This window comes from Neobacillus sp. Soil_C_43, from assembly GCF_057656715.1.
Genome location: NZ_JBDGJV010000012.1, coordinates 1 through 18,208 on the forward strand (window position 1 = coordinate 1; position 18,208 = coordinate 18,208).

18 protein-coding genes and 1 riboswitch are annotated in these 18,208 nt (G+C 42.1%); of the genes, 5 read left to right on the forward strand and 13 right to left on the reverse strand.

The annotated features are described in order from the left end of the window. The first annotated feature begins 366 nt into the window (after positions 1-366). The gene (locus AC3A54_RS15880; protein ID WP_487655179.1) at positions 367-993 is read left to right on the forward strand and encodes a LysE family translocator; all 627 of its coding nucleotides are present in this window, start codon (positions 367-369) and stop codon (positions 991-993) included. A 51-nt stretch (positions 994-1,044) separates the two neighbouring features. Here the strand turns inward: AC3A54_RS15880 and AC3A54_RS15885 are convergent, their stop codons facing one another. From AC3A54_RS15885 to AC3A54_RS15920, 8 genes are all read right to left on the reverse strand, one after another. Further along, positions 1,045-2,319, reverse strand: a complete 1,275-nt coding sequence (locus AC3A54_RS15885; protein WP_487655180.1) for a UDP-glucose dehydrogenase family protein — start codon at positions 2,317-2,319, stop codon at positions 1,045-1,047. Between the two features lie 6 nt (positions 2,320-2,325). Further along, positions 2,326-3,138, reverse strand: coding sequence for a UTP--glucose-1-phosphate uridylyltransferase (locus AC3A54_RS15890; RefSeq protein WP_487655181.1), 813 nt, complete (start codon positions 3,136-3,138; stop codon positions 2,326-2,328). Between the two features lie 215 nt (positions 3,139-3,353). Continuing rightward, positions 3,354-3,956, reverse strand: a complete 603-nt coding sequence (locus AC3A54_RS15895; RefSeq protein ID WP_487655182.1) for a response regulator transcription factor — start codon at positions 3,954-3,956, stop codon at positions 3,354-3,356. Then, positions 3,953-5,080, reverse strand: coding sequence for a sensor histidine kinase (locus AC3A54_RS15900; RefSeq protein WP_487655183.1), 1,128 nt, complete (start codon positions 5,078-5,080; stop codon positions 3,953-3,955). The genes AC3A54_RS15895 and AC3A54_RS15900 overlap by 4 nt, the downstream gene beginning before the upstream one ends. A gap of 6 nt (positions 5,081-5,086) precedes the next feature. Continuing rightward, a complete protein-coding gene (locus tag AC3A54_RS15905; protein WP_487655184.1) occupies positions 5,087-5,824 on the reverse strand; it encodes an ABC transporter permease in 738 nt (245 codons plus the stop codon). Further along, complete coding sequence (locus tag AC3A54_RS15910) at positions 5,825-6,727, reverse strand: ABC transporter ATP-binding protein (RefSeq protein WP_487655185.1); 903 nt, start codon at positions 6,725-6,727, stop codon at positions 5,825-5,827. A gap of 161 nt (positions 6,728-6,888) precedes the next feature. Beyond that, the gene (locus AC3A54_RS15915) at positions 6,889-8,967 is read right to left on the reverse strand and encodes a glycoside hydrolase family 3 protein (RefSeq protein WP_487655186.1); all 2,079 of its coding nucleotides are present in this window, start codon (positions 8,965-8,967) and stop codon (positions 6,889-6,891) included. 471 nt (positions 8,968-9,438) lie between these two features. Continuing rightward, positions 9,439-9,582, reverse strand: coding sequence for a hypothetical protein (locus AC3A54_RS15920; RefSeq protein WP_335544900.1), 144 nt, complete (start codon positions 9,580-9,582; stop codon positions 9,439-9,441). Positions 9,583-9,791: 209 nt separating this feature from the next. Between AC3A54_RS15920 and AC3A54_RS15925 the strand changes: the two genes are divergently transcribed. Then, positions 9,792-10,844 (forward strand): multicopper oxidase domain-containing protein, encoded by a 1,053-nt coding sequence (locus tag AC3A54_RS15925; RefSeq protein ID WP_487655187.1) that lies wholly within the window; start codon positions 9,792-9,794, stop codon positions 10,842-10,844. 207 nt (positions 10,845-11,051) lie between these two features. Here AC3A54_RS15925 and AC3A54_RS15930 read toward each other — a convergent pair whose 3' ends face one another. Further along, positions 11,052-11,231 (reverse strand): hypothetical protein, encoded by a 180-nt coding sequence (locus AC3A54_RS15930; RefSeq protein WP_308082428.1) that lies wholly within the window; start codon positions 11,229-11,231, stop codon positions 11,052-11,054. Positions 11,232-11,281: 50 nt separating this feature from the next. Continuing rightward, a riboswitch (cyclic di-GMP riboswitch) is annotated at positions 11,282-11,366 on the reverse strand. Between the two features lie 233 nt (positions 11,367-11,599). On the opposite strand from AC3A54_RS15930, the gene AC3A54_RS15935 reads away from it, so the two are divergent. Further along, on the forward strand, positions 11,600-12,370 hold the full coding sequence (locus tag AC3A54_RS15935) for a M15 family metallopeptidase (protein WP_487655188.1): 771 nt from the start codon (positions 11,600-11,602) through the stop codon (positions 12,368-12,370). A 238-nt stretch (positions 12,371-12,608) separates the two neighbouring features. On the opposite strand, the gene AC3A54_RS15940 is transcribed toward AC3A54_RS15935, so the two are convergent. Together AC3A54_RS15940 and AC3A54_RS15945 are read right to left on the reverse strand one after the other, a co-directional pair. Beyond that, positions 12,609-13,787 (reverse strand): toxic anion resistance protein, encoded by a 1,179-nt coding sequence (locus AC3A54_RS15940; RefSeq protein WP_487655189.1) that lies wholly within the window; start codon positions 13,785-13,787, stop codon positions 12,609-12,611. Then, positions 13,784-14,440 (reverse strand): 5-bromo-4-chloroindolyl phosphate hydrolysis family protein, encoded by a 657-nt coding sequence (locus AC3A54_RS15945; protein WP_487655190.1) that lies wholly within the window; start codon positions 14,438-14,440, stop codon positions 13,784-13,786. The genes AC3A54_RS15940 and AC3A54_RS15945 overlap by 4 nt, the downstream gene beginning before the upstream one ends. Before the next feature lie 265 nt (positions 14,441-14,705). On the opposite strand from AC3A54_RS15945, the gene AC3A54_RS15950 reads away from it, so the two are divergent. After that, positions 14,706-15,395 carry a hypothetical protein gene (locus AC3A54_RS15950; protein WP_487655191.1) on the forward strand — a complete coding sequence of 230 codons (690 nt, stop codon included), beginning with the start codon at positions 14,706-14,708 and terminating at the stop codon, positions 15,393-15,395. An 86-nt stretch (positions 15,396-15,481) separates the two neighbouring features. On the opposite strand, the gene gloA2 is transcribed toward AC3A54_RS15950, so the two are convergent. Together gloA2 and wecB are read right to left on the reverse strand one after the other, a co-directional pair. Beyond that, complete coding sequence (gene gloA2, locus AC3A54_RS15955; RefSeq protein ID WP_487655192.1) at positions 15,482-15,868, reverse strand: SMU1112c/YaeR family gloxylase I-like metalloprotein; 387 nt, start codon at positions 15,866-15,868, stop codon at positions 15,482-15,484. 15 nt (positions 15,869-15,883) lie between these two features. Next, complete coding sequence (gene wecB, locus AC3A54_RS15960; RefSeq protein ID WP_335544893.1) at positions 15,884-17,035, reverse strand: non-hydrolyzing UDP-N-acetylglucosamine 2-epimerase; 1,152 nt, start codon at positions 17,033-17,035, stop codon at positions 15,884-15,886. Between the two features lie 168 nt (positions 17,036-17,203). Here wecB and AC3A54_RS15965 point away from each other — a divergent pair, with 168 nt between their 5' ends. Continuing rightward, positions 17,204-18,166, forward strand: a complete 963-nt coding sequence (locus AC3A54_RS15965) for an N-acetylmuramoyl-L-alanine amidase (protein WP_487655193.1) — start codon at positions 17,204-17,206, stop codon at positions 18,164-18,166. Positions 18,167-18,208: the final 42 nt, after the last annotated feature.

Genomic DNA, 18,208 nt, shown 5'->3' on the forward strand with positions numbered 1-18,208 from the left:
TACGTTGGCTTAGTTTCATAAGAAACTAATAATTTTTGTTTGTTGACGTTTTTGTTTGTTTAGTTTTCAAAGAACAATTTGATGAGACAACTTTAACATCTTATCATTTTTCATCCGCTGTTGTCAATAACTATTTTCTTTTTTCTAAAAGGTTAATAGTTATCAGCGACAACTTTTATACTATACTACTTATCAACCATTCTTGTCAACAAATAATTAATCTGTTTTTGAAATTCATCTTGTTTTGCTGACAGTCCCTAAATACTAACAGCAAAATAAATATATGTCTACTTGTTTATTTTTCCAATTATAGGTGCTTGAATATAGTATAATAATAGATAAATTGCGCAACAGAGGTGAGAGAGTGTGCTTACTTTCATATTAGTTGTTTTAGTATTATTCCTGATTCCTGGGCCTGCTGTTTTACTCACTGTCACACAAACAGCAAAGGGCGGTAGAAAAGCAGGCATCATTACTGGAGTGGGAATAGCTGTCGGAGATTTAATTCATACCGTTGCGGCTGTTCTAGGTCTGTCAGCCATTTTAATGACATCCGCTTTAGCTTTTGAGATCGTAAAATATTTAGGTGCTGCCTATTTGATTTTCTTAGGAATCAAATCGTTACTCGAGAAAACGAAAGCCCTCGAAGAAAAGCCAGTAACCGATACAATAAAGACTGATCCTTCGGTATCATTTCGTCAGGCATTGCTTATTGAGCTGCTTAATCCAAAAACAGCGCTTTTTTTCTTAGCTTTCCTGCCACAGTTCGTTCATCCTAACGGCACACCTGTTGTATATCAACTATTAATTCTTGGACTTACATTTGTGCTGATGAGCATTTTGTATACGACCCTCTTAGCCTTTCTTACAAGTTCAATTGGGAAACGATTTTTTTCTAATAAGAATAGTAAGTTCACTCGGTGGCAGGGAAAAGTCGTTGGAGCCATTTATATTGGTTTAGGGCTGCAGCTGGTATTGCAAAGCCAGAAATAACGGGATAACACAAAAAAGAGCATTCATCTATGCTCTTTTTTTGCGAAGATATTAATGATTTGCTACCCCTAGGTAGTTAAATCCCAGGTTTTCGACCAAGCTCTTATCAATCATGTTCCTTCCATCGAATATATAAGGTTGATTCATTAACGGTTTAAGACTAGCCCAATCGAGGGCTTTATAGTCGTCCCAGTCAGTACAAAGAACAACCGCATCCGCCCCCGTTACCGTTTCTGCTACTGTCGGGAACTGCCCGCTTGCTAACTTTACAATCGGATCATGTACCCTAAGATTCACTTTCTCTTCTAATAATTGTTTGATAATAACGAGACTTGGGGCCTCCCTCGTGTCATCGGTGTTAGCTTTAAACGCTACTCCTAGAACAGCAATCGTTTTACTTTGGAGATTTCCTCCGAGAGCCTGCTTGATTTTTTCAATAAAATAATCTGTTTGTTCTTTGTTCACTGTAGCGGCGCTTTCTAATATGGACAACGGTCGCCCGTTTTGTCTCGCTATTTGGATTAATGCGCTCACATCTTTAGGAAAACAAGAACCTCCATAGCCTAATCCGGCATTAAGGAAATGAGGGCCAATCCTGTGATCCAATCCAATCGCCTTTGAAACATCATTCACATTAATCTGAAGTCTATTACACAATCTAGCTAACTCGTTAATATAGGATATCTTTAGGGCGAGAAAGGAGTTAGCGGCATACTTTATCATTTCGGAAGCCCTAGGGTTCGTTTCGACGATTGGACAGTGAAAGTCTTTATAAAGGTCTCTCATTATGCCTCGTGCTTTTTCGCTTGTTGTACCAATAACAATGCGGTCCGGGTTTAGTGCATCTAGGACAGCTGACCCTTCACGTAGAAACTCGGGGTTGGAGACGACATCAAAAGGAATTTTGTCCTTTTGTGATTCGCTGATCCACTTCGTAACCAGCTCTGCCGTACCAACCGGCACCGTACTCTTCGTGACAATCACCTTATAGTTGTCCATATTCTTTCCAATGGATTCCGCCACATTTTTCACAAAAGTAAGGTCTGCACTTCCATCTGTGCCTTGAGGTGTGCCGACGCAAATGAATATAACATCATTTTCTTTAACGGCCTTTTTAGTCTTTTTTGTAAAAGAAATATTTTTCGCAGCGAGATGCTTAATTAACAGGTCTTCAAGTCCCGGTTCATAAAAGTGTAGTTTACCAGATTCCAGCGCTTTAATTTTGGTTTCGTCTAAATCAAGCCCTGTTACCTGATGACCCATCTCACAAAAAATCAGACCCGTCGTCGTTCCTACATATCCTGTACCGACGATTAAGATTTTCACTATATTTTAATCCTCCTTAGGTCCACATAAATAATTAATCAGTTTCACGTACTCCGTGCTTTTAGCAATATCATAGCTTTGACCTTGTATCTCTAGAGCATAGCTTGTATAATCCTGGGACATCAATTTAATGGCATCTGTCAGTTGAATTTCGCCCCCTACGCCCGGTGAGACGGTTTCAAGATAATGAAAGATGGAAGGGTTAAATATATACCTTCCGATTACAGCTAAATCTGACGGGGGTGCTTGCTGTGGTTTTTCGACGATGTCCTTGATGGTGTATTCTTTTTCCCTCAGTGCTTGAGGTTGAATGACTCCGTAGTTTTTTAATAGGGATGGATCCGTTTTTTTGACACCGATAACATTTCCCTTAAATTCTTTGAACATCTCAATTAACTGACTTAATGGCGGCTGCTTGTCAGTAAGAATAATCTCATCTGGTAGCAAAACTGCAAACGGTTCATCCCCTACAAAGTGTTTACCAAGCAGTATGGCTTCTCCTAAACCGCGTGCATAGGATTGCCGAACATATTGAAAATGTACATCTGGTAGGCTGATTTCTTTTAATAAATGGTTCTTTCCTTTTTCCTCTAAATAAGTTTCCAATTCTACTGACCTGTCATAGTAATCAAGTATCATATTTTTTGACCTCGACACTATTATTAGGATTTGCTCAATTCCTGATTTGATTGCCTCTTCAACTAGATAGTCAATTGCCGGTCTCCCGCATATCGGCAGCATCTCCTTGGGCAGTACCTTCGTGATCGGCAGGGTTCTTGTTCCATACCCTGCTGCAGGAATAATTGCCTTTCGTACCATTTTCTTCCCCCCTTACGAACTAGTATTAATTTATTCTTGTACCTATTTGAAGGAAGGTTGTCCAACATAGAAAGGGCAATAAATGGGTAGTTGTCCACGGCTTGAGGGGACAGTCCCCCGGCGCTTTAACGCATCGGGGGACTGTCCCCAAAATAAAAAAACCGGCCCAACTTAGAATTGGGACCGGATTACTACTCTATAAATAAAACTGTTCTCTACAACCAGCCCTTTTTTTCGGCGATGGCGGCGGCTTCGGTTCGATTTTTGGCGTCTAGTTTGTGAATGATTTCGGAGATATAATTGCGAATAGTACCAGAAGATAAATAGAGTTCAGATGTAATTTCTTTTGTTGTTTTACCTAAAGCTGCTAATCTTAAAATCTCTTGTTCTTTCGTAGTGAGCGGATTCTCCTCCCGTATTACCGTAAATGCGAGCTCATGACTGAACACACGTTTTCCAGAGATCACCTTACGAATGGCATCTGCCAGCTCGTCGATCTCTCCGTCCTTCAGCAAGTAGCCATGGACGCCGATTTTCACGGCCCGTTCGAAGTATCCCGGTCGAGCAAACGTGGTTAAGATAATAACCTTGCAGGAAGCCTCCCGGCGTGCGAGCTCCTCTGCCACCTCAAGTCCGTTCATCACAGGCATTTCAATATCCATTAAGCAAACATCTGGCTCCAGTTCCAAAATCGTGGAAAGAGCATCGGCTCCATTCATCGCCTGGCCCACAACCTTCATGTCAACCTCTAAATCCAAGAGGGAGCCAAGCGCTCCCAACAACATGCGTTGGTCTTCTGCAATAAATAAGCGGATCATCCCGCTGCCCCCTCTGCTTTTTTAATAATTGGCACCGTTATTTCCAAGACGGCACCATTATGATTGGATAGAGTCAGTCCACCTTCAACAAGCGCAAGCCTCTCTTCCATTCCCCGCAAACCATTCCCAAACGCTCGACTGGTGCTTACACCCATCCCGTCATCCCTGATGACGATGGTCATTTTTTCAGAAAGAAGCTTGATAGAAATGGAACAATGGGTAGCACGGCTATGTTTCACCACATTAGTCGCGGCCTCCCGCACACACATGGCGATAATATTTTGCGTGAAGGAAGAAATTGTTGAAAAATTAACCTCGCCATCGTACTGATAGGTAATTCCAGCCGCTCGTATAATTTGCTGTACTTGGATGAGCTCTTCTGCAATGGTCGAAGCTCGCATATCCGATACCAACTCGCGCACCTCCTTAAGTGCCGCACGGGAGGTGACTTCCATTTCCTTTGCCTCGTGACGTGCCCGTTCTGGATCAACCGCAGTCAACCGTTGAACAAGCTGACTCTTTAATGTGAGAAGGGACAACGTATGCCCGAGTGTATCATGGAGATCGCGGGCAATCCGTACTCGCTCCTCACGCTTCACCAATTCCTCAATTTTTTGGTTCGCTTTGTCGAGAGCTTTTTCCAGCTCCATTCTACGATTCATCGAACGAATGCCAAATGGAGAAATCAACATGATGATAAGGAACGGAACATAATAAATCATCTCTTTGGTGTTGAAGTATGAACCTGTCTGCACTACATGAATGATAAATGGAAGCAGTTGAACGATAACTAAACTAACGAGCCCCTTTTTAAACAACCTCTTATCCTGATACCAGCCAATGAAATTCGCCGGGAAAAAACCTAAAAACATGTAGTTTAAGTGATAAAACAGACTAAAGGAAAACACAATCAATAGTTGCATCGCCAGCCAGTACGAGAAGCTTTTTTTCCCCATTAAAAAATAAAGCTGGCGGTACGTTACTAAGAAAAGCAACACCATTAGATAGCCTATGAGCTGCTTCATTCCTGCTTCCTTTGTTAAATAGTAGATAGGAAACCCTAGATATATTAGAAACATATAAGGAAAGAATCCAAATTGTCTTGGAAAAATAGAGAAATTCACACCACATCACACCGCTTCTTGTTTTCTTCTAATATATTTCGATAGTAGCATGAATACGGCTAAGTAGGCGACTAAAATAAGAATATTTTTCCAATCAGGCATGTTACCACGGACAATTTCCCATGCACCGTTACCGAAATTGTAGGAAGGAAGCCATTTAGCAATCGATTGCATCATTTTAGGCATGACTTCCAGCGGCATCCATAAGCCCCCAGCCACAGCAAGTACCATGTAAAGGACATTACTGATTCCGGCTGCTGTTTCTACTTTTTTCATCATGCCAATAAGTGTACCAATCGCTAGGAACGGCAGTGAGCCTAGCAAAATCCAGATACCGCTCATAATCCATTCCATTGCTGTTAATGAAACGTCATTAATTAAAGCACCTGCGATAAAAATAATCGTAATCGAGAGAAGGTGAATCACACTTTGACCAATCATTTGCGCCGCAAAGTAGACCGTGTCAGATAAAGGCGTGATACGAATGAATGTGGACCAGCCCTGCGAGCGCTCCTGTACCATACGGATACCAAGCGTCATCATGGATGAACCCATTACGCTAAATACGGTCATTGACATTAGATAGTGGGCTTGCCATTCGGCTTTGTTCGGCACATCCGAATTCACTAGGTTGGTAAAAATATAATAGAAGACAATCGGCATGACGAGTGACCAGAAGACAAAATACCGATTTCTTAAAACCCTGATGATTTCGACTTTGCATTGCATTTGAAATGTTTTCATTTATATTGCCTCCTTTGTTTCGCTAGTCAGTTGCTCGAACGCTTCCTCTAGCTTTCCACGTTCAATTTGGATGTCATGTGCTCCCAATTTCTCTTGAAAAATGAGTTCCAAAACCTTATCCGTATTAGATGTTTGCACGAACACCCGGTTATTTTTTCGATAGATGTCATCAATTACACTGTGCTGATACAAAGTCTCCAATGAGCGTTCCGGGTCAACCATAAAAGAGACGGATTGCTTTGTGATTCTCGCTTTGATTTGTTCTGGTGTTCCGTCAGCGACGATACTGCCGTCTTTAAAAAGAAGAATCCAGTCAGCCGCATCATCAGCTTCCTGTAAATAATGGGTGGAGAAAATAACTGTTTTTCCTTGTGCGGCAAGCATGCGAACGGTTTGCCAAAAGCGATTTCTCGCGGTAATATCCATGCCTACGGTGGGTTCGTCAAAGATGATGAGTTCTGGATTTCCTGCAAGGGCGAGGGCAAAGCTTAAGCGGCGCTTTTGCCCTCCCGACAATTTTTCCGCCCGCGTCTTTAAGTCTTGCTCTGTCAAACCGGTTAGCTTGATGAGTTCTTCCATTGCTAACGGCATTGAGTAATAGCTGCGGATCAGCTCTAGGATTTCGCGTACCTTCAGTCCTGGCATGACGCTGACTTCTTGAAGCATCGTGCCGATTTTTTCACGAACCCTCTTTTCATGAGGCTGGTGGTTAAAAAGGGTTACCTCTCCAGCTGATGGCTTGAGCAAGCCTAGGATCATAGAGATGGTGGTTGTTTTCCCGGCGCCATTTGGACCAAGAATTGCGACTACCTCCCCCTTGCCAATTGTAAAGCTAACCTCATTCACAGCCTTTTTATGTTGAAATGACTTTGTCACCTTCGTTAAACGTAAAATTTCGTTCAATTTCAAACACCTCCTGCTTTCTTGATTTCATTGTACGATTCGGAGGTGTGAGATTTTAGTAAGGAATGTCACCAAATTGAGATGACAAATGTCATTTAAATACAAATAAGGGGACAGTCCCCCGGCGCTTTAACGCAGCGGGGGACTGTCCCCAAATAATGTTAATATTCTAATCCATGGTCATAGCCATATAATACGCTACCATCCTGGTTGTAAATGGTCACCGGCAGCTTGCCTGTTGGCTGGTTTTCACCGAAAATAGTGTTCACTGATGATTCAAAGCTAGCTGGCTTGAAGCCATATTGGACAAGATAGGCTGCAACTGTTGGATAGGACATGATGTCATAGGGGTTTCTAGCGCTCACCGCCACAACAGGAATACCCGTAGCAATTAGCTGGTTCGCCATTACCATTTGATCTGCTGTAGGTGCCCGGCCGCTTACTGACGAAGTATACGTTCCAGCAATGATATATTTAGCATCTTGAATTTGGGCAAGTTGCGCTGATGTCAACTTCTTTGAAGTATTAATATACGTCACATTTTCATGATGCTTTTTCACTTCGTCAGCGAGTACATTCATGTAGAAGCCCGAACCCCCGACCACCGCAATCTTATCTTCATTTACTGCCTTTAGCGGAAGCACCCCGTTATTTTTTACTAAGGTAATTGATTTTGCTGCTGCTTCCTTTTCTACTGCTTTATGCTCAGCCGAGCCGACTATTTGCATGGCATTTGCCACTTTCTGATCTAAGCTCTTTTCTTCCTCGGCCTTCACAATACCTCGATTTAGTTTCAATGTTAAAATGCGCTCCACTGATTGATCCAATCTATCCGTTGAAATGTCACCAGCATTCACTGCCTCATATATGCCGTTTGCCACTTCAGCCACTCCAACCGGCATGAGAAGAATGTCCGCACCTGCTTGAACCGCACGAATGGCCGCATCTATCGGACCAAAATGCTTGGAAATGGCCCCCATATCCATTGCGTCTGTCACAATGACTCCCTTATAACCCATTTCTTCACGCATTAATCCCGTTAATACTTTTTTGGATAAGGTGGCAGGAACTGCAATTTCTGAACCATCCGCTTTCGAAATAGCTTTTGTATCATCTATTTTTGGAAAAGTAACGTGTGCTGTCATGATGGCGTCAATACCGGCATCCATAGCCATTTGGAACGGTACTAATTCCACCTTTTTCAAACGCTCCATATCATGCGGCACTTCCGCAATGCCTAAATGAGAATCCACCGAGGTGTCCCCGTGTCCTGGAAAGTGCTTCGCAGTAGCAGCCGTTCCTGTTTGGTGAAGACCGTTGATATAGGCATTGCCTAACTTCCCTACTAACTCTGGATTTTCCCCGAATGAACGAACTCCGATGACTGGATTATCCGGATTCAAATTTACATCTAAAACAGGTCCAAAATTCATATTAATACCTAATGCATCCAGTTCTTCCCCAATCGCTTTGCCGATTTTTTCGGCTACCTCTTCAGAACGTGAGGCTCCAATTGCCATATTCCCAGGAAAATCGGTTCCTGTCTGAAGGCGTGTGACAATCCCGCCTTCTTGGTCAATTGAGATTAACATGCCGTATTTTTCTGATGCTTCTTGATAGGCACTGACTAGCTTGGTTGTTTGATCCGCTGTTACCGTATTTTCCCGAAATAGAATGACGCCGCCAAGGTGATAATCTTTTACCAGTTGGGCAATTTCAGGCTTCATTTCCGTAACATTCACGTTATTCCATTTGCGGAAATCCGGCATCAGCATTTGCCCGACTTTTTCCTCCATCGTCATTTGTTTCAACGCCTGGCCGATAAGGTCATAGCGGGAACCTTTTTCTTTTTTTACGAGAATTTGATTTTCCTTATATTGAATGGAAATTCGATCACAGAACCGCCCTTCACTTACAGAAATAAAGGTTTTTCCCTTGTGCCCTTTTAAGGTAACCAGGCCATCTTTATTGACAGTAGCTACGTTTTTATTCGAAGATTTCCACTTTGATTTTGATGCCAACATGAAGCGTCCATCCTGATACACATGTAAAGGGTTTAATTTGATTTGTTTGTCTTTTACCTCTCTTGTTACTTGGGGTACATTTAGGTCAACCACTAAATCCTTTACCTTTGACTCCTGTGCTTCTGCATTTCCTGAACCAATCAAGGGAACACTTGATAAAATGAGTACCACAATGATTGCTGCAAAAAAGTACTTCTTTCTAAAAAATAGATTCATAAAACCTCTCCCTTTTTTTATTTTTATAAAAATAGAAAGTTTGTCTGGTCATTGATGTGGGTAATTGAATGTTTGAGGGTCTATGGTGGGATGAATAATTGAGGTAAATACGGTATAAGAAAATCATATATAATTCATTATTAAACGTCCATGCCGCTTTAGGCCTAATCGGAAAGTCACTACATCGAATAAATAAGTCCACAGGTCTATCCACAGTTTTATACAAAATATCCACACAAGAACAAGGTTTATCAACAGAAAAATAATAATTATCCACATTTATCAACAATTTTATCCACAACACTGTAACTAGCTTAGTGGGAATTTATACTTATCCAACTTATATCCACAGCTTCAAATGCAGATATCCCCAAAAATTCAGACTTATTCACAATTTTATCCCACTTACCCACAATGATATTGGGTATAGTCAAAGGACCTAATTAATGATAACTAGGTCCCTTACATTTGTTACTCTACTAGTTCCTTTTTATCCATGCTGGCTGAATCTGCTTTTTCAACAATCTCTCTAAGCTCTCCCTCATCGCCCTTAGCGTTAATGATTTCAAATATTTGATTCAGCCCTTCACTTATATTGTCACCTTTATCTTTCATAAAAATATCCCTCCTTATAGGTATAGAGTATCCATTTAACCATGGGATTATTTAGCATTAACACAGTGCAAATGCGAGTTTGCTCACTAATTCACAAAAAGTTCACTATAGAAGGTTGAATGAGTGATTATTATCACTAGGGGGTTTTTTCCAAGAAGTAAAATGAAAGCGTAGACAAAACAATTAGGGGATAAATGGAGGAGATTTAAATGGGTAAGATCGCAAAATTTGCAGCAATTCTCGTTTCTTCTGTCATGTTAGTAAGTGCCTGTGGTAAAACAGATTCTACAAGTGAAAAAGCAGTTAAAGATGATGCAAGTAAAAACACTACTGCACAAGTTTTCGGACCCCATGAGCATTTGAATCAGAAACCAACTCCAATAAAAATAACTCGCATCGGTGAGCATGAAGTAAACGTGGAAATGACTGCTCAAATTACGGATATTGAAATTTCTAAAGGTGATATGTATAAAGCATGGACGTTTAATGGCGAAGCACCTGGACCTGTCATTGTTGTCAACCAGGGGGATAAAATCAATTTTACCTTAAAAAACATGGATCCATCCATTCCACATAGCATGGATTTGCACGCAGTACATGCCGCACCATCTACCGATTTTGCTAATGTGATGCCAAACCAAACGGGAACGTTCAGCTACCCAGCCGATAATCCTGGGGTGTTTATGTATCATTGCGGAACCAAACCTGTTCTCGCTCATATTGCGAACGGGATGCATGGGACGATTATCGTCAAACCGAAAACAGGCTATCCAACGGATGGAGAAGTCGACCGCGAATTCGTTATTGTTCAGAATGAATGGTATAAATACAATGACTTAGACGATTTTACAAATGGCACACCAAAATATGTAGTTTTTTCAGCTAAAGCTTTAAAAGATGGGGATACCAATACAAATGGTACGGTTGGTGCCCTTGTTGACAAACCGCTGCTTGCAAAAGTGGGGGATAAAGTACGGTTCTATGTGATGAACGTTGGTCCGAATGAAGTCAGCAGCTTCCATGTCGTCGGTACCCTTTTTGATGATGTGTATATGGACGGAAATCCGTATAACCGAATGAAAGGACTACAAACCGTCCTGCTTGCAGCAAGTGGCGGAGCGGTTGTGGAATTTACGGTAACAAAAGAAGGCAGCTATCCATTCGTTACCCATCAGTTCAATCATGCGACAAAAGGTGCTGTTGGCGTGCTGAAGGTCACTAAAGACGGCCATGATGACGGAAGTGAAACAATGTCTCACTGAAATGCGGAAGCGACCGTTTAGCGACGTATGGCCAGGGGCCCGCTCCGACTGAGATAAAGGAAATACGAATAGCGTAGTTTGCTATTCGATGTTGACTTATCGTAGGGAGGAGTGGGATGGCCACTAGTCGCTGGGAGCTGGAGCTAGACAATTCTCTAAGTTATTTAATAAGCCTAGGCTAACTTGAGCCTAGGCTTTCCTTTTTAATCATAGTGGCAGCGTCTGCATCTTGGAAACAAGCTCCAATGCCTTACTATAATGATATGTCGCTTTTACCTTAAGTTTCATTTTTAACTCTGCACATAGGCAATCCTGTTGCAGCAGTTCGTTGTGACGGTGTTGGAATAAATGATAGTAGTACATACCCTTCATCAACAATTTTAACACATGAAAACCTCCTCAATTGTGGTTTACATAAATCGACGGAGTAAGTCGTGTTCGGTAACTGGCTGGCATTGTCATGAAACAGTAGCCCCTTTAGTTTTGCGTCACCATTTTTCAATGGTTTTGCCGTTTCGTACGATTTATGTGTTTATAAAAATCATAAGCAACATAATTATTTTAAAAAAGAGTCTTTAGACCTATCTATTGGGACAAATTACTAATTTAGCTACTCAAAATAAAAAAACATGAGTAAACAGAAAAGTAATTCATGATCGAGCTTATATGGACTGAATTGATTAAGGACGTTTTAAAGTCTTTTATCGTGTCCATGATGGTAAATGAAGTGAATTATTTATAAAAGGACGTTTGCCATGTCAAAATTGCAAGTTACTGTTGTATCTTTAATCATTTTGGTATTTGTCGTTGCGGGCTGCTCATTGAAAAATCATTTTACGCAAAATGACGAGGAGAAGTGGAACAATCAACCAATTAGTGCGAATAAGTCTGCGAATAAAAAAAAGAGCGTCCATCCTGAAGATGAGGCACTTCAAGTGGTTTCCTCTCCTGAAGCCATTCCTGTTTTGATCAATAAGAACCATAAACTTCCTGATGGTTATACCCCAACTGATTTAGTCTATCCAGATATTCCATTTACGTTTGAAAAAAAGACAGAGAAACGAAAATTGCGGGAAAAAGCAGCGGAGGCCATTGAAAAATTGTTTGCTGGGGCAAGAGAGGATGGCGTCGATCTTCTTGGTGTTTCTGCTTACAGGTCTCATCAGGCCCAAACAGTTTTATTCAATTATTACGTGAGTCTAGATGGATACGAAGCAGCCAGAACCTATAGTGCCATTCCAGGCACTAGTGAACATGAGACAGGGCTTGCCATCGATGTGACTGGGGGTGATGGAAAATGTGCAGCAGAGGATTGCTTCGCGGGAACGCCGGAGGCGAATTGGCTCGAAATGCATGCAGCTGAATACGGCTTCATCATCCGCTACCCAAATGGCAAAGACGCTGTTACTGGTTACAAATATGAACCCTGGCACCTCCGCTACGTTGGAAAATCCATCGCCAAACAAATCACCAACCGAGGCATCACCCTTGAAGAATACCTAAAAGCAACCCCGGTAAACAACTAATTGCGGGTGTCATTGTGAGTGTCAGGCACCAAGAAAAGCGGAAGCGCCTTGATCAGCCCCGACAGGCAAATGTTCTTCTGCAAGAAAAGTCGCTCTTTGGCTTTTATTGCAGAAGGTTATTTGACCCGAGGGGCTAGGCGCTGGAGCTGGACAATTCTCGAAGTCGAATTTTATACTTCCTACCGTGGACACAGTAAACCAAAAACACCCCGCTGCTTTGGTAAGCAGCGGGGTGTTTTTATTTGCCTTTGATTTCGAGTAGTTTGAGGCGAAGGTCGTTTTCCATAGTGGCCAGTTCTTGTTCGGCGAGGCGGCGCTTGTGGCGACCTTCTTCCTGTATTCGCATCGTTTCTTCCAGTGTGGAAATCAAGCTTTCTTGAGTTTTCTTTAAAGTTTCGATATCAACGAGACCACGCTCGTTTTCTTTTGCCGTTTCAATGGTATTGGTCTTAAGCATTTCTGCATTTTTCAACAGCAACTCATTGGTTGTTTTCGATACTTGCTTTTGTGCCTCAACTGCATGGCGCTGGCGAATTAATGTCAATGCGATGGCCACTTGATTTTTCCATAATGGAATCGCCGTCATGATCGACGATTGAATTTTTTCAACAAGCGCTTGGTTGGTATTTTGAATCAGCCTAATTTGCGGAGCACTTTGAATGGTAATTTCTCGACTTAATTTCAAATCATACAAACGTTTATCCAGACGGTCTGCAAACTGAATCATGTCGTTCACTTCTTGAAACTTCATTTGGTCATTTGTGGCTTCCGCCGCTCTTTTCAACTGCGGGATGGTTTTTGTCTGCATCTCTTCCAGCTTAATTTCTCCTGCAGCAATATAAACATTTAGCGCATGGAAATATTCTTTATTCGTCTCAAAGAGCTGTTCAAGCAGCTTAATATCCGATAAAAGAACATTTTTACTGCGATCGAGCTTCACACTAATCCGATCGATTTGCGCCCCTGTTTTCTGATACTTGGACAACACTTCTTGCAGCGATCCGGAAATTTTCCCAAACATCCGCGCAAACAAGGAAGGCTTCCCATCCTTTAATTCATCGGGATTCACCTCATTCAATCGCTTCATTAAGTCATTGATGATATCCCCAATTTCGCCGACATCTTTCTTCTGTACATGCTCAAGCATAGTATGTGAGAAGGACAACAGTTTACCTTGCGCCTGGGTTCCATACTGAATCATAGCTTGATGGTTGGTCGGATCAATTTGTTCCGCAATCTGGTAGGCTTTTGCCCGATGCTCTGCTGGAATTACATCAATTAATTTGACTGGCTTGGCGTCACTTGACTGTTGGACTGGCTGTTTGGATAGTTCCATTTGGTCACCAAACGGGTCTGCTAGAATATCATCTAGTAAATCTCCACTTTTATTTAAATTGATTGGGTTGTTTTCACTCATTTTTTCCACCTATTTTCTTCAGGGAATTTAGCATCTTTTTGTTTATTAATCGCATGCTTGGCAACATCAATTTCAAAGTTCAATGTATCAATATCATCGGAGATCACATGATATAAGTCCTCTTCCAACACCTTTGTCAGTTCATTTAAAGTCCTGCGAGTTTCAATAAGAGATTGCCCCATCTCCATGTTTTGTTTTGGTTGGGAGGAAAGAAAGCTGTATTTTTCAGTAAGCTCGACAACAGAGTCTAAATGGGAAAAATAAAATTGCTCTGCTTGGTAAAAACGCTTCGGTTCCTTCATGGTCATCTTCTGGATCTTCTTTGTAATCCGTAAAATATCAATTCTTTGTTTCACAGAGGACAGGTCACGAATGGAAAAGAGATTTTTATTTAAGCGATTAATTTTCCGCTTCGCTTCTGATAAGTTTTTCTGAATATAGCGGTATTCTTTTCTAGACAACTGATGTTTTTTTAAAAAGCGGATGTTCTGAAAGAACGCCAGGACCACATGGGTAAGGATTCCACCCAGGATAGCGAAAAACGTGGACGCCCAGAATCCTTGGCCTAAAGGAAAAAAGCAAAGCAGCCATGTGAGAACGGTAACGGGTACAGCTACGAATGAGCGTGCAATCAACGATAATATTGGATTCATAATAGATCGACTCCTGACTAATATCCTTTTTATTCATACGATTAAAGGCAGTGAATGTTTCACTTCCCTGTTAAAAAACGTCTTCAAAAGAAAGATATTTCCATTTATAACTTCCACAATACATGAAAAAGTTCCTGCCTGCCATGGACTACAAACGGAAAGAAATCTACGTCTTAAGACGTATTTTTCAGTTATGGGCCTTTACCCAAGAAAGATTGCAAAAGAAACATAGGCTAATGGATAAAGGAAAAGAGGAGAGTGAGAAATGATGTATCATCCTTATCACATGCCCGTTCCGCCTCAACACACCTTGTTAAGACAACACGGAAGCCATCACCATTCTGGCAACTCATCTCATCAAAGCAATCAGCAGCATTACCATAGTGGTGGCGGTCAGGATCACCATGGTAATCCATCACATGGCCATGGTGGTCCGTCTCAACATGGAAATCCATCACATCATTGGTACCCGCAACAACATGGAAGTCAGTCAAATCATGGTGGATCATCCTACCATGGGAACCAGTTTCATCATGACTATCCATCTCACCACGGAGACCCTCACAATCATGGACATCTATCTGATTCCGGCTTTGGCCTGGGGCAATTAGGATCAGGGCTCCTGGGTCTCGGATTAGGCTATTTAGGTTCTTCGGGACTTCTCGGTGGAGGTGCGCCTGGTTATGGCGGATATGGGCCTGGGCAGGGCTATTATGGATATGGTCCGGGAGCAGGAGCGCTGGGTGGTGTTGGGGTCCCTCATCTAGCAGGGATAGGCTCTACTGCACCAATGGGAGGTTATCCTGGGGTAGGATTTGGCACACCAGGTTATCCAGGAGCGGTAACCGGCCCACTAAATCCCTATGGCCCCTATTCCCAAAACCCGAATATCGGTGGATACGGCACCTGGTCCCCCTATGAATATGGTATTCCAGGTGTCAGGCACCACTTGTGAACAGATGTCCACCCCTGAAGGACCACGCATATAAAAAAAGAAGCAGGTGATCCACTTGAGATTACCTGCTTCTTTTTCGTAAACTCTTATCGCTCGTAAAGTTCGATCGGTAATCCGTCAGGATCAGCGAAGAACGTAAATTTCTTGTTCGTCAAATCATCTATACGAATCGGTTCAACCTTAATTTGATGGCCTTCCAAATAGAAAACGGCGCTCTCCATATCCTCAACCTCAAACGCAAGATGTCTTAATCCAGCCGCTTCCGGATAACTAGGCCGCGGCGGCGGATCCGGGAAGGAAAACAGTTCAATCTGATAGTGACCATTGACTTCCAGATCTAGTTTATAGGAATCTCGTTCCTCCCGATAAACTTCACTAATAGGCCTCAATCCTAAAATCCGCACATAGAAATCCTTTGACCGATCATAGTCCGAACAAATCACCGCAATATGATGGATTTTCAGTAATTTCATACAAAACACAACCTCTTACTTGTTTGGACCAAAATTAGCAGGTTTTTCTTCGTTTCTGCCAAAATGATAGAGAATGGCTTCCACAATTCGTTTTGAGGCAAAGCCGTCTCCATATGGATTAGATGCCTTAGCCATGTTGTCGTGCGCAGCTTTGTCAGATAGTAACTCGTCTGCTAAACCAAAGATGGTTTCCTCATCGGTGCCAGCCAATTTTAATGTACCGGCTTCAATACCTTCCGGACGCTCCGTGGTATCACGCAGAACAAGAACTGGAACACCCAGCGATGGCGCCTCTTCCTGTACACCACCTGAATCAGTTAAGATCAAATAAGCTCTTGAAGCAAAATTGTGGAAATCAATTACATCGAGTGGTTCGATTAGATGAATTCGGTCATTTTGCCCAAGCACCCGGTTAGCGATTTCACGTACCACAGGGTTCATATGAACAGGGTACACAACCTGAACATCCTCGTGTTTCTCCACGACACGACGAATCGCGCGGAACATGTTTTCCATTGGTTCACCCGTATTTTCACGGCGGTGGGCCGTCATGAGCACCAAACGGTCATCCCCCAGCTTCTCTAATACCTTGTGAGAATACGTGTCCTTCACCGTTGTTTTTAAGGCATCAATCGCGGTGTTCCCTGTAATAAAGATAGACTCTTCTTTTTTATTTTCAACCATAAGATTTTGTTTTGATTGGACAGTCGGTGAAAAATGAAGATCTGCCAATACACCCGTTAACTGACGGTTCATTTCCTCAGGGTACGGTGAATACTTGTTATGCGTCCGTAAGCCCGCTTCCACATGTCCAATTGGTATTTGGTGATAAAAAGCAGCCAAGCTTGCCACAAAAGTAGTCGTTGTATCGCCATGTACCAACACGATATCAGGCTTTACTTCCGCTAAAACTTGATTGAGCCCCTCTAAACTACGCGTGGTCACATCGATTAAGGATTGTCTTGCCTTCATGATATTTAAGTCATAGTCAGGCGTAATTTCAAATATATTTAACACCTGATCAAGCATTTCACGGTGCTGTGCAGTAACCGTGACAATCGACTTTATTTGATCTGGATATTTTTCTAGCTCTTTTACAAGGGGAGCCATTTTAATGGCTTCCGGTCTCGTGCCAAACACTGTCATAACCTTCAATTGATTCTCCATAAAAACCTCCAAGTTGATATCTATAGCCATTATACCTCTCTCTTGTCTTTTTGAAAAATTCCTGTCGAATAGTGAGGAGTTTTTCACAAAAATGACACCTCATCGCTCCGTGACCCTGTCCAAAGACTCCATTTATGCATAAATAGTAAGTAAAGGAGAGGATTAGCCATGAATATTATTCAACGACTCATTCCTGCTTCAAAAACAAAGACCCGCCCGGGCATTAAGATGGTTCCTACATTTATTACCATTCACGAAACAGACAATACCAATGCGGGGGCGGATGCAGAGGCACATGCGAATTTACAGCTGAGAGGAAATGACCGCACAGCGTCCTGGCATCTGCAGGTCGATGACCGACAAATCATTCAATCTGTTCCGTTTGACGAAGTGGCTTGGGCTGCTGGAGATGGACGGAATGGTTCAGGAAATTTGACATCTATTCATATTGAAATGTGTGTAAATGCAGATGGAAATTACGAAAAGACTGTTTCTAACACAGTTGAGGTGGTCCAATATTTAATGAACCGCTACAGTATAGCGAGTGACCATATTGTTCCGCATAAACATTGGACAGGCAAGAACTGCCCAAGAAATTTATTGCCACGATGGAATCAATTTATTAAATGTTATACAAGCTGGATAAATGGCTGGGTGAAAGAAAATGGTCAATGGTCATTTTATAAAAATGGGACAAAACAAAAAGGCTGGGTCAAAGTAAAAAGTAAATGGTATTTCCTTAATGAGAGTGGAGTCATGCAAACCGGTTGGATTAAGGATTTGGAAAAATGGTATTTTCTTGACGCCAGCGGAGTGATGCAAACGGGATGGGTTAAGGTGAATGGCAAATGGTATTACCTTACAATGGCGGGGATCATGAAGACCGGCTGGGTCAAAGATAAATCCAAATGGTATTACATGATGCCAAAGGGGGAAATGGTCACTGGCTGGTTGAAGGATCAAGAAAAATGGTACTACTTGAATCCTGACGGCTCCATGGTCACTGGGACACATACGATTAATGGAAAATCATACACCTTCAGCAAAGACGGAGCACTCATTGAACCCGAAAATGTCCAAGCCCAAGCTGATCCATCAATAGAAAATAATGAGGAAAAGCCTACTCTTTAGGAGATGGGCTTTTTTGATTGACTAAGTTAATGCCTTTTGTTG

What these genes read in the sequence shown, in the direction of transcription:
- AC3A54_RS15890 (WP_487655181.1), bottom strand. Translation starts at nt 3,138, where the DNA reads ATGGTACGAAAGGCAATTATTCCTGCAGCAGGGTATGGAACAAGAACC.
- AC3A54_RS15895 (WP_487655182.1), bottom strand. Translation starts at nt 3,956, where the DNA reads ATGATCCGCTTATTTATTGCAGAAGACCAACGCATGTTGTTGGGAGCG.
- AC3A54_RS15905 (WP_487655184.1), bottom strand. Translation starts at nt 5,824, where the DNA reads ATGAAAACATTTCAAATGCAATGCAAAGTCGAAATCATCAGGGTTTTA.
- AC3A54_RS15915 (WP_487655186.1), bottom strand. Translation starts at nt 8,967, where the DNA reads ATGAATCTATTTTTTAGAAAGAAGTACTTTTTTGCAGCAATCATTGTG.
- AC3A54_RS15920 (WP_335544900.1), bottom strand. Translation starts at nt 9,582, where the DNA reads ATGAAAGATAAAGGTGACAATATAAGTGAAGGGCTGAATCAAATATTT.
- AC3A54_RS15925 (WP_487655187.1), top strand. Translation starts at nt 9,792, where the DNA reads ATGGGTAAGATCGCAAAATTTGCAGCAATTCTCGTTTCTTCTGTCATG.
- AC3A54_RS15935 (WP_487655188.1), top strand. Translation starts at nt 11,600, where the DNA reads ATGTCAAAATTGCAAGTTACTGTTGTATCTTTAATCATTTTGGTATTT.
- AC3A54_RS15940 (WP_487655189.1), bottom strand. Translation starts at nt 13,787, where the DNA reads ATGAGTGAAAACAACCCAATCAATTTAAATAAAAGTGGAGATTTACTA.
- AC3A54_RS15945 (WP_487655190.1), bottom strand. Translation starts at nt 14,440, where the DNA reads ATGAATCCAATATTATCGTTGATTGCACGCTCATTCGTAGCTGTACCC.
- AC3A54_RS15950 (WP_487655191.1), top strand. Translation starts at nt 14,706, where the DNA reads ATGATGTATCATCCTTATCACATGCCCGTTCCGCCTCAACACACCTTG.
- gloA2 (WP_487655192.1), bottom strand. Translation starts at nt 15,868, where the DNA reads ATGAAATTACTGAAAATCCATCATATTGCGGTGATTTGTTCGGACTAT.
- wecB (WP_335544893.1), bottom strand. Translation starts at nt 17,035, where the DNA reads ATGGAGAATCAATTGAAGGTTATGACAGTGTTTGGCACGAGACCGGAA.
- AC3A54_RS15965 (WP_487655193.1), top strand. Translation starts at nt 17,204, where the DNA reads ATGAATATTATTCAACGACTCATTCCTGCTTCAAAAACAAAGACCCGC.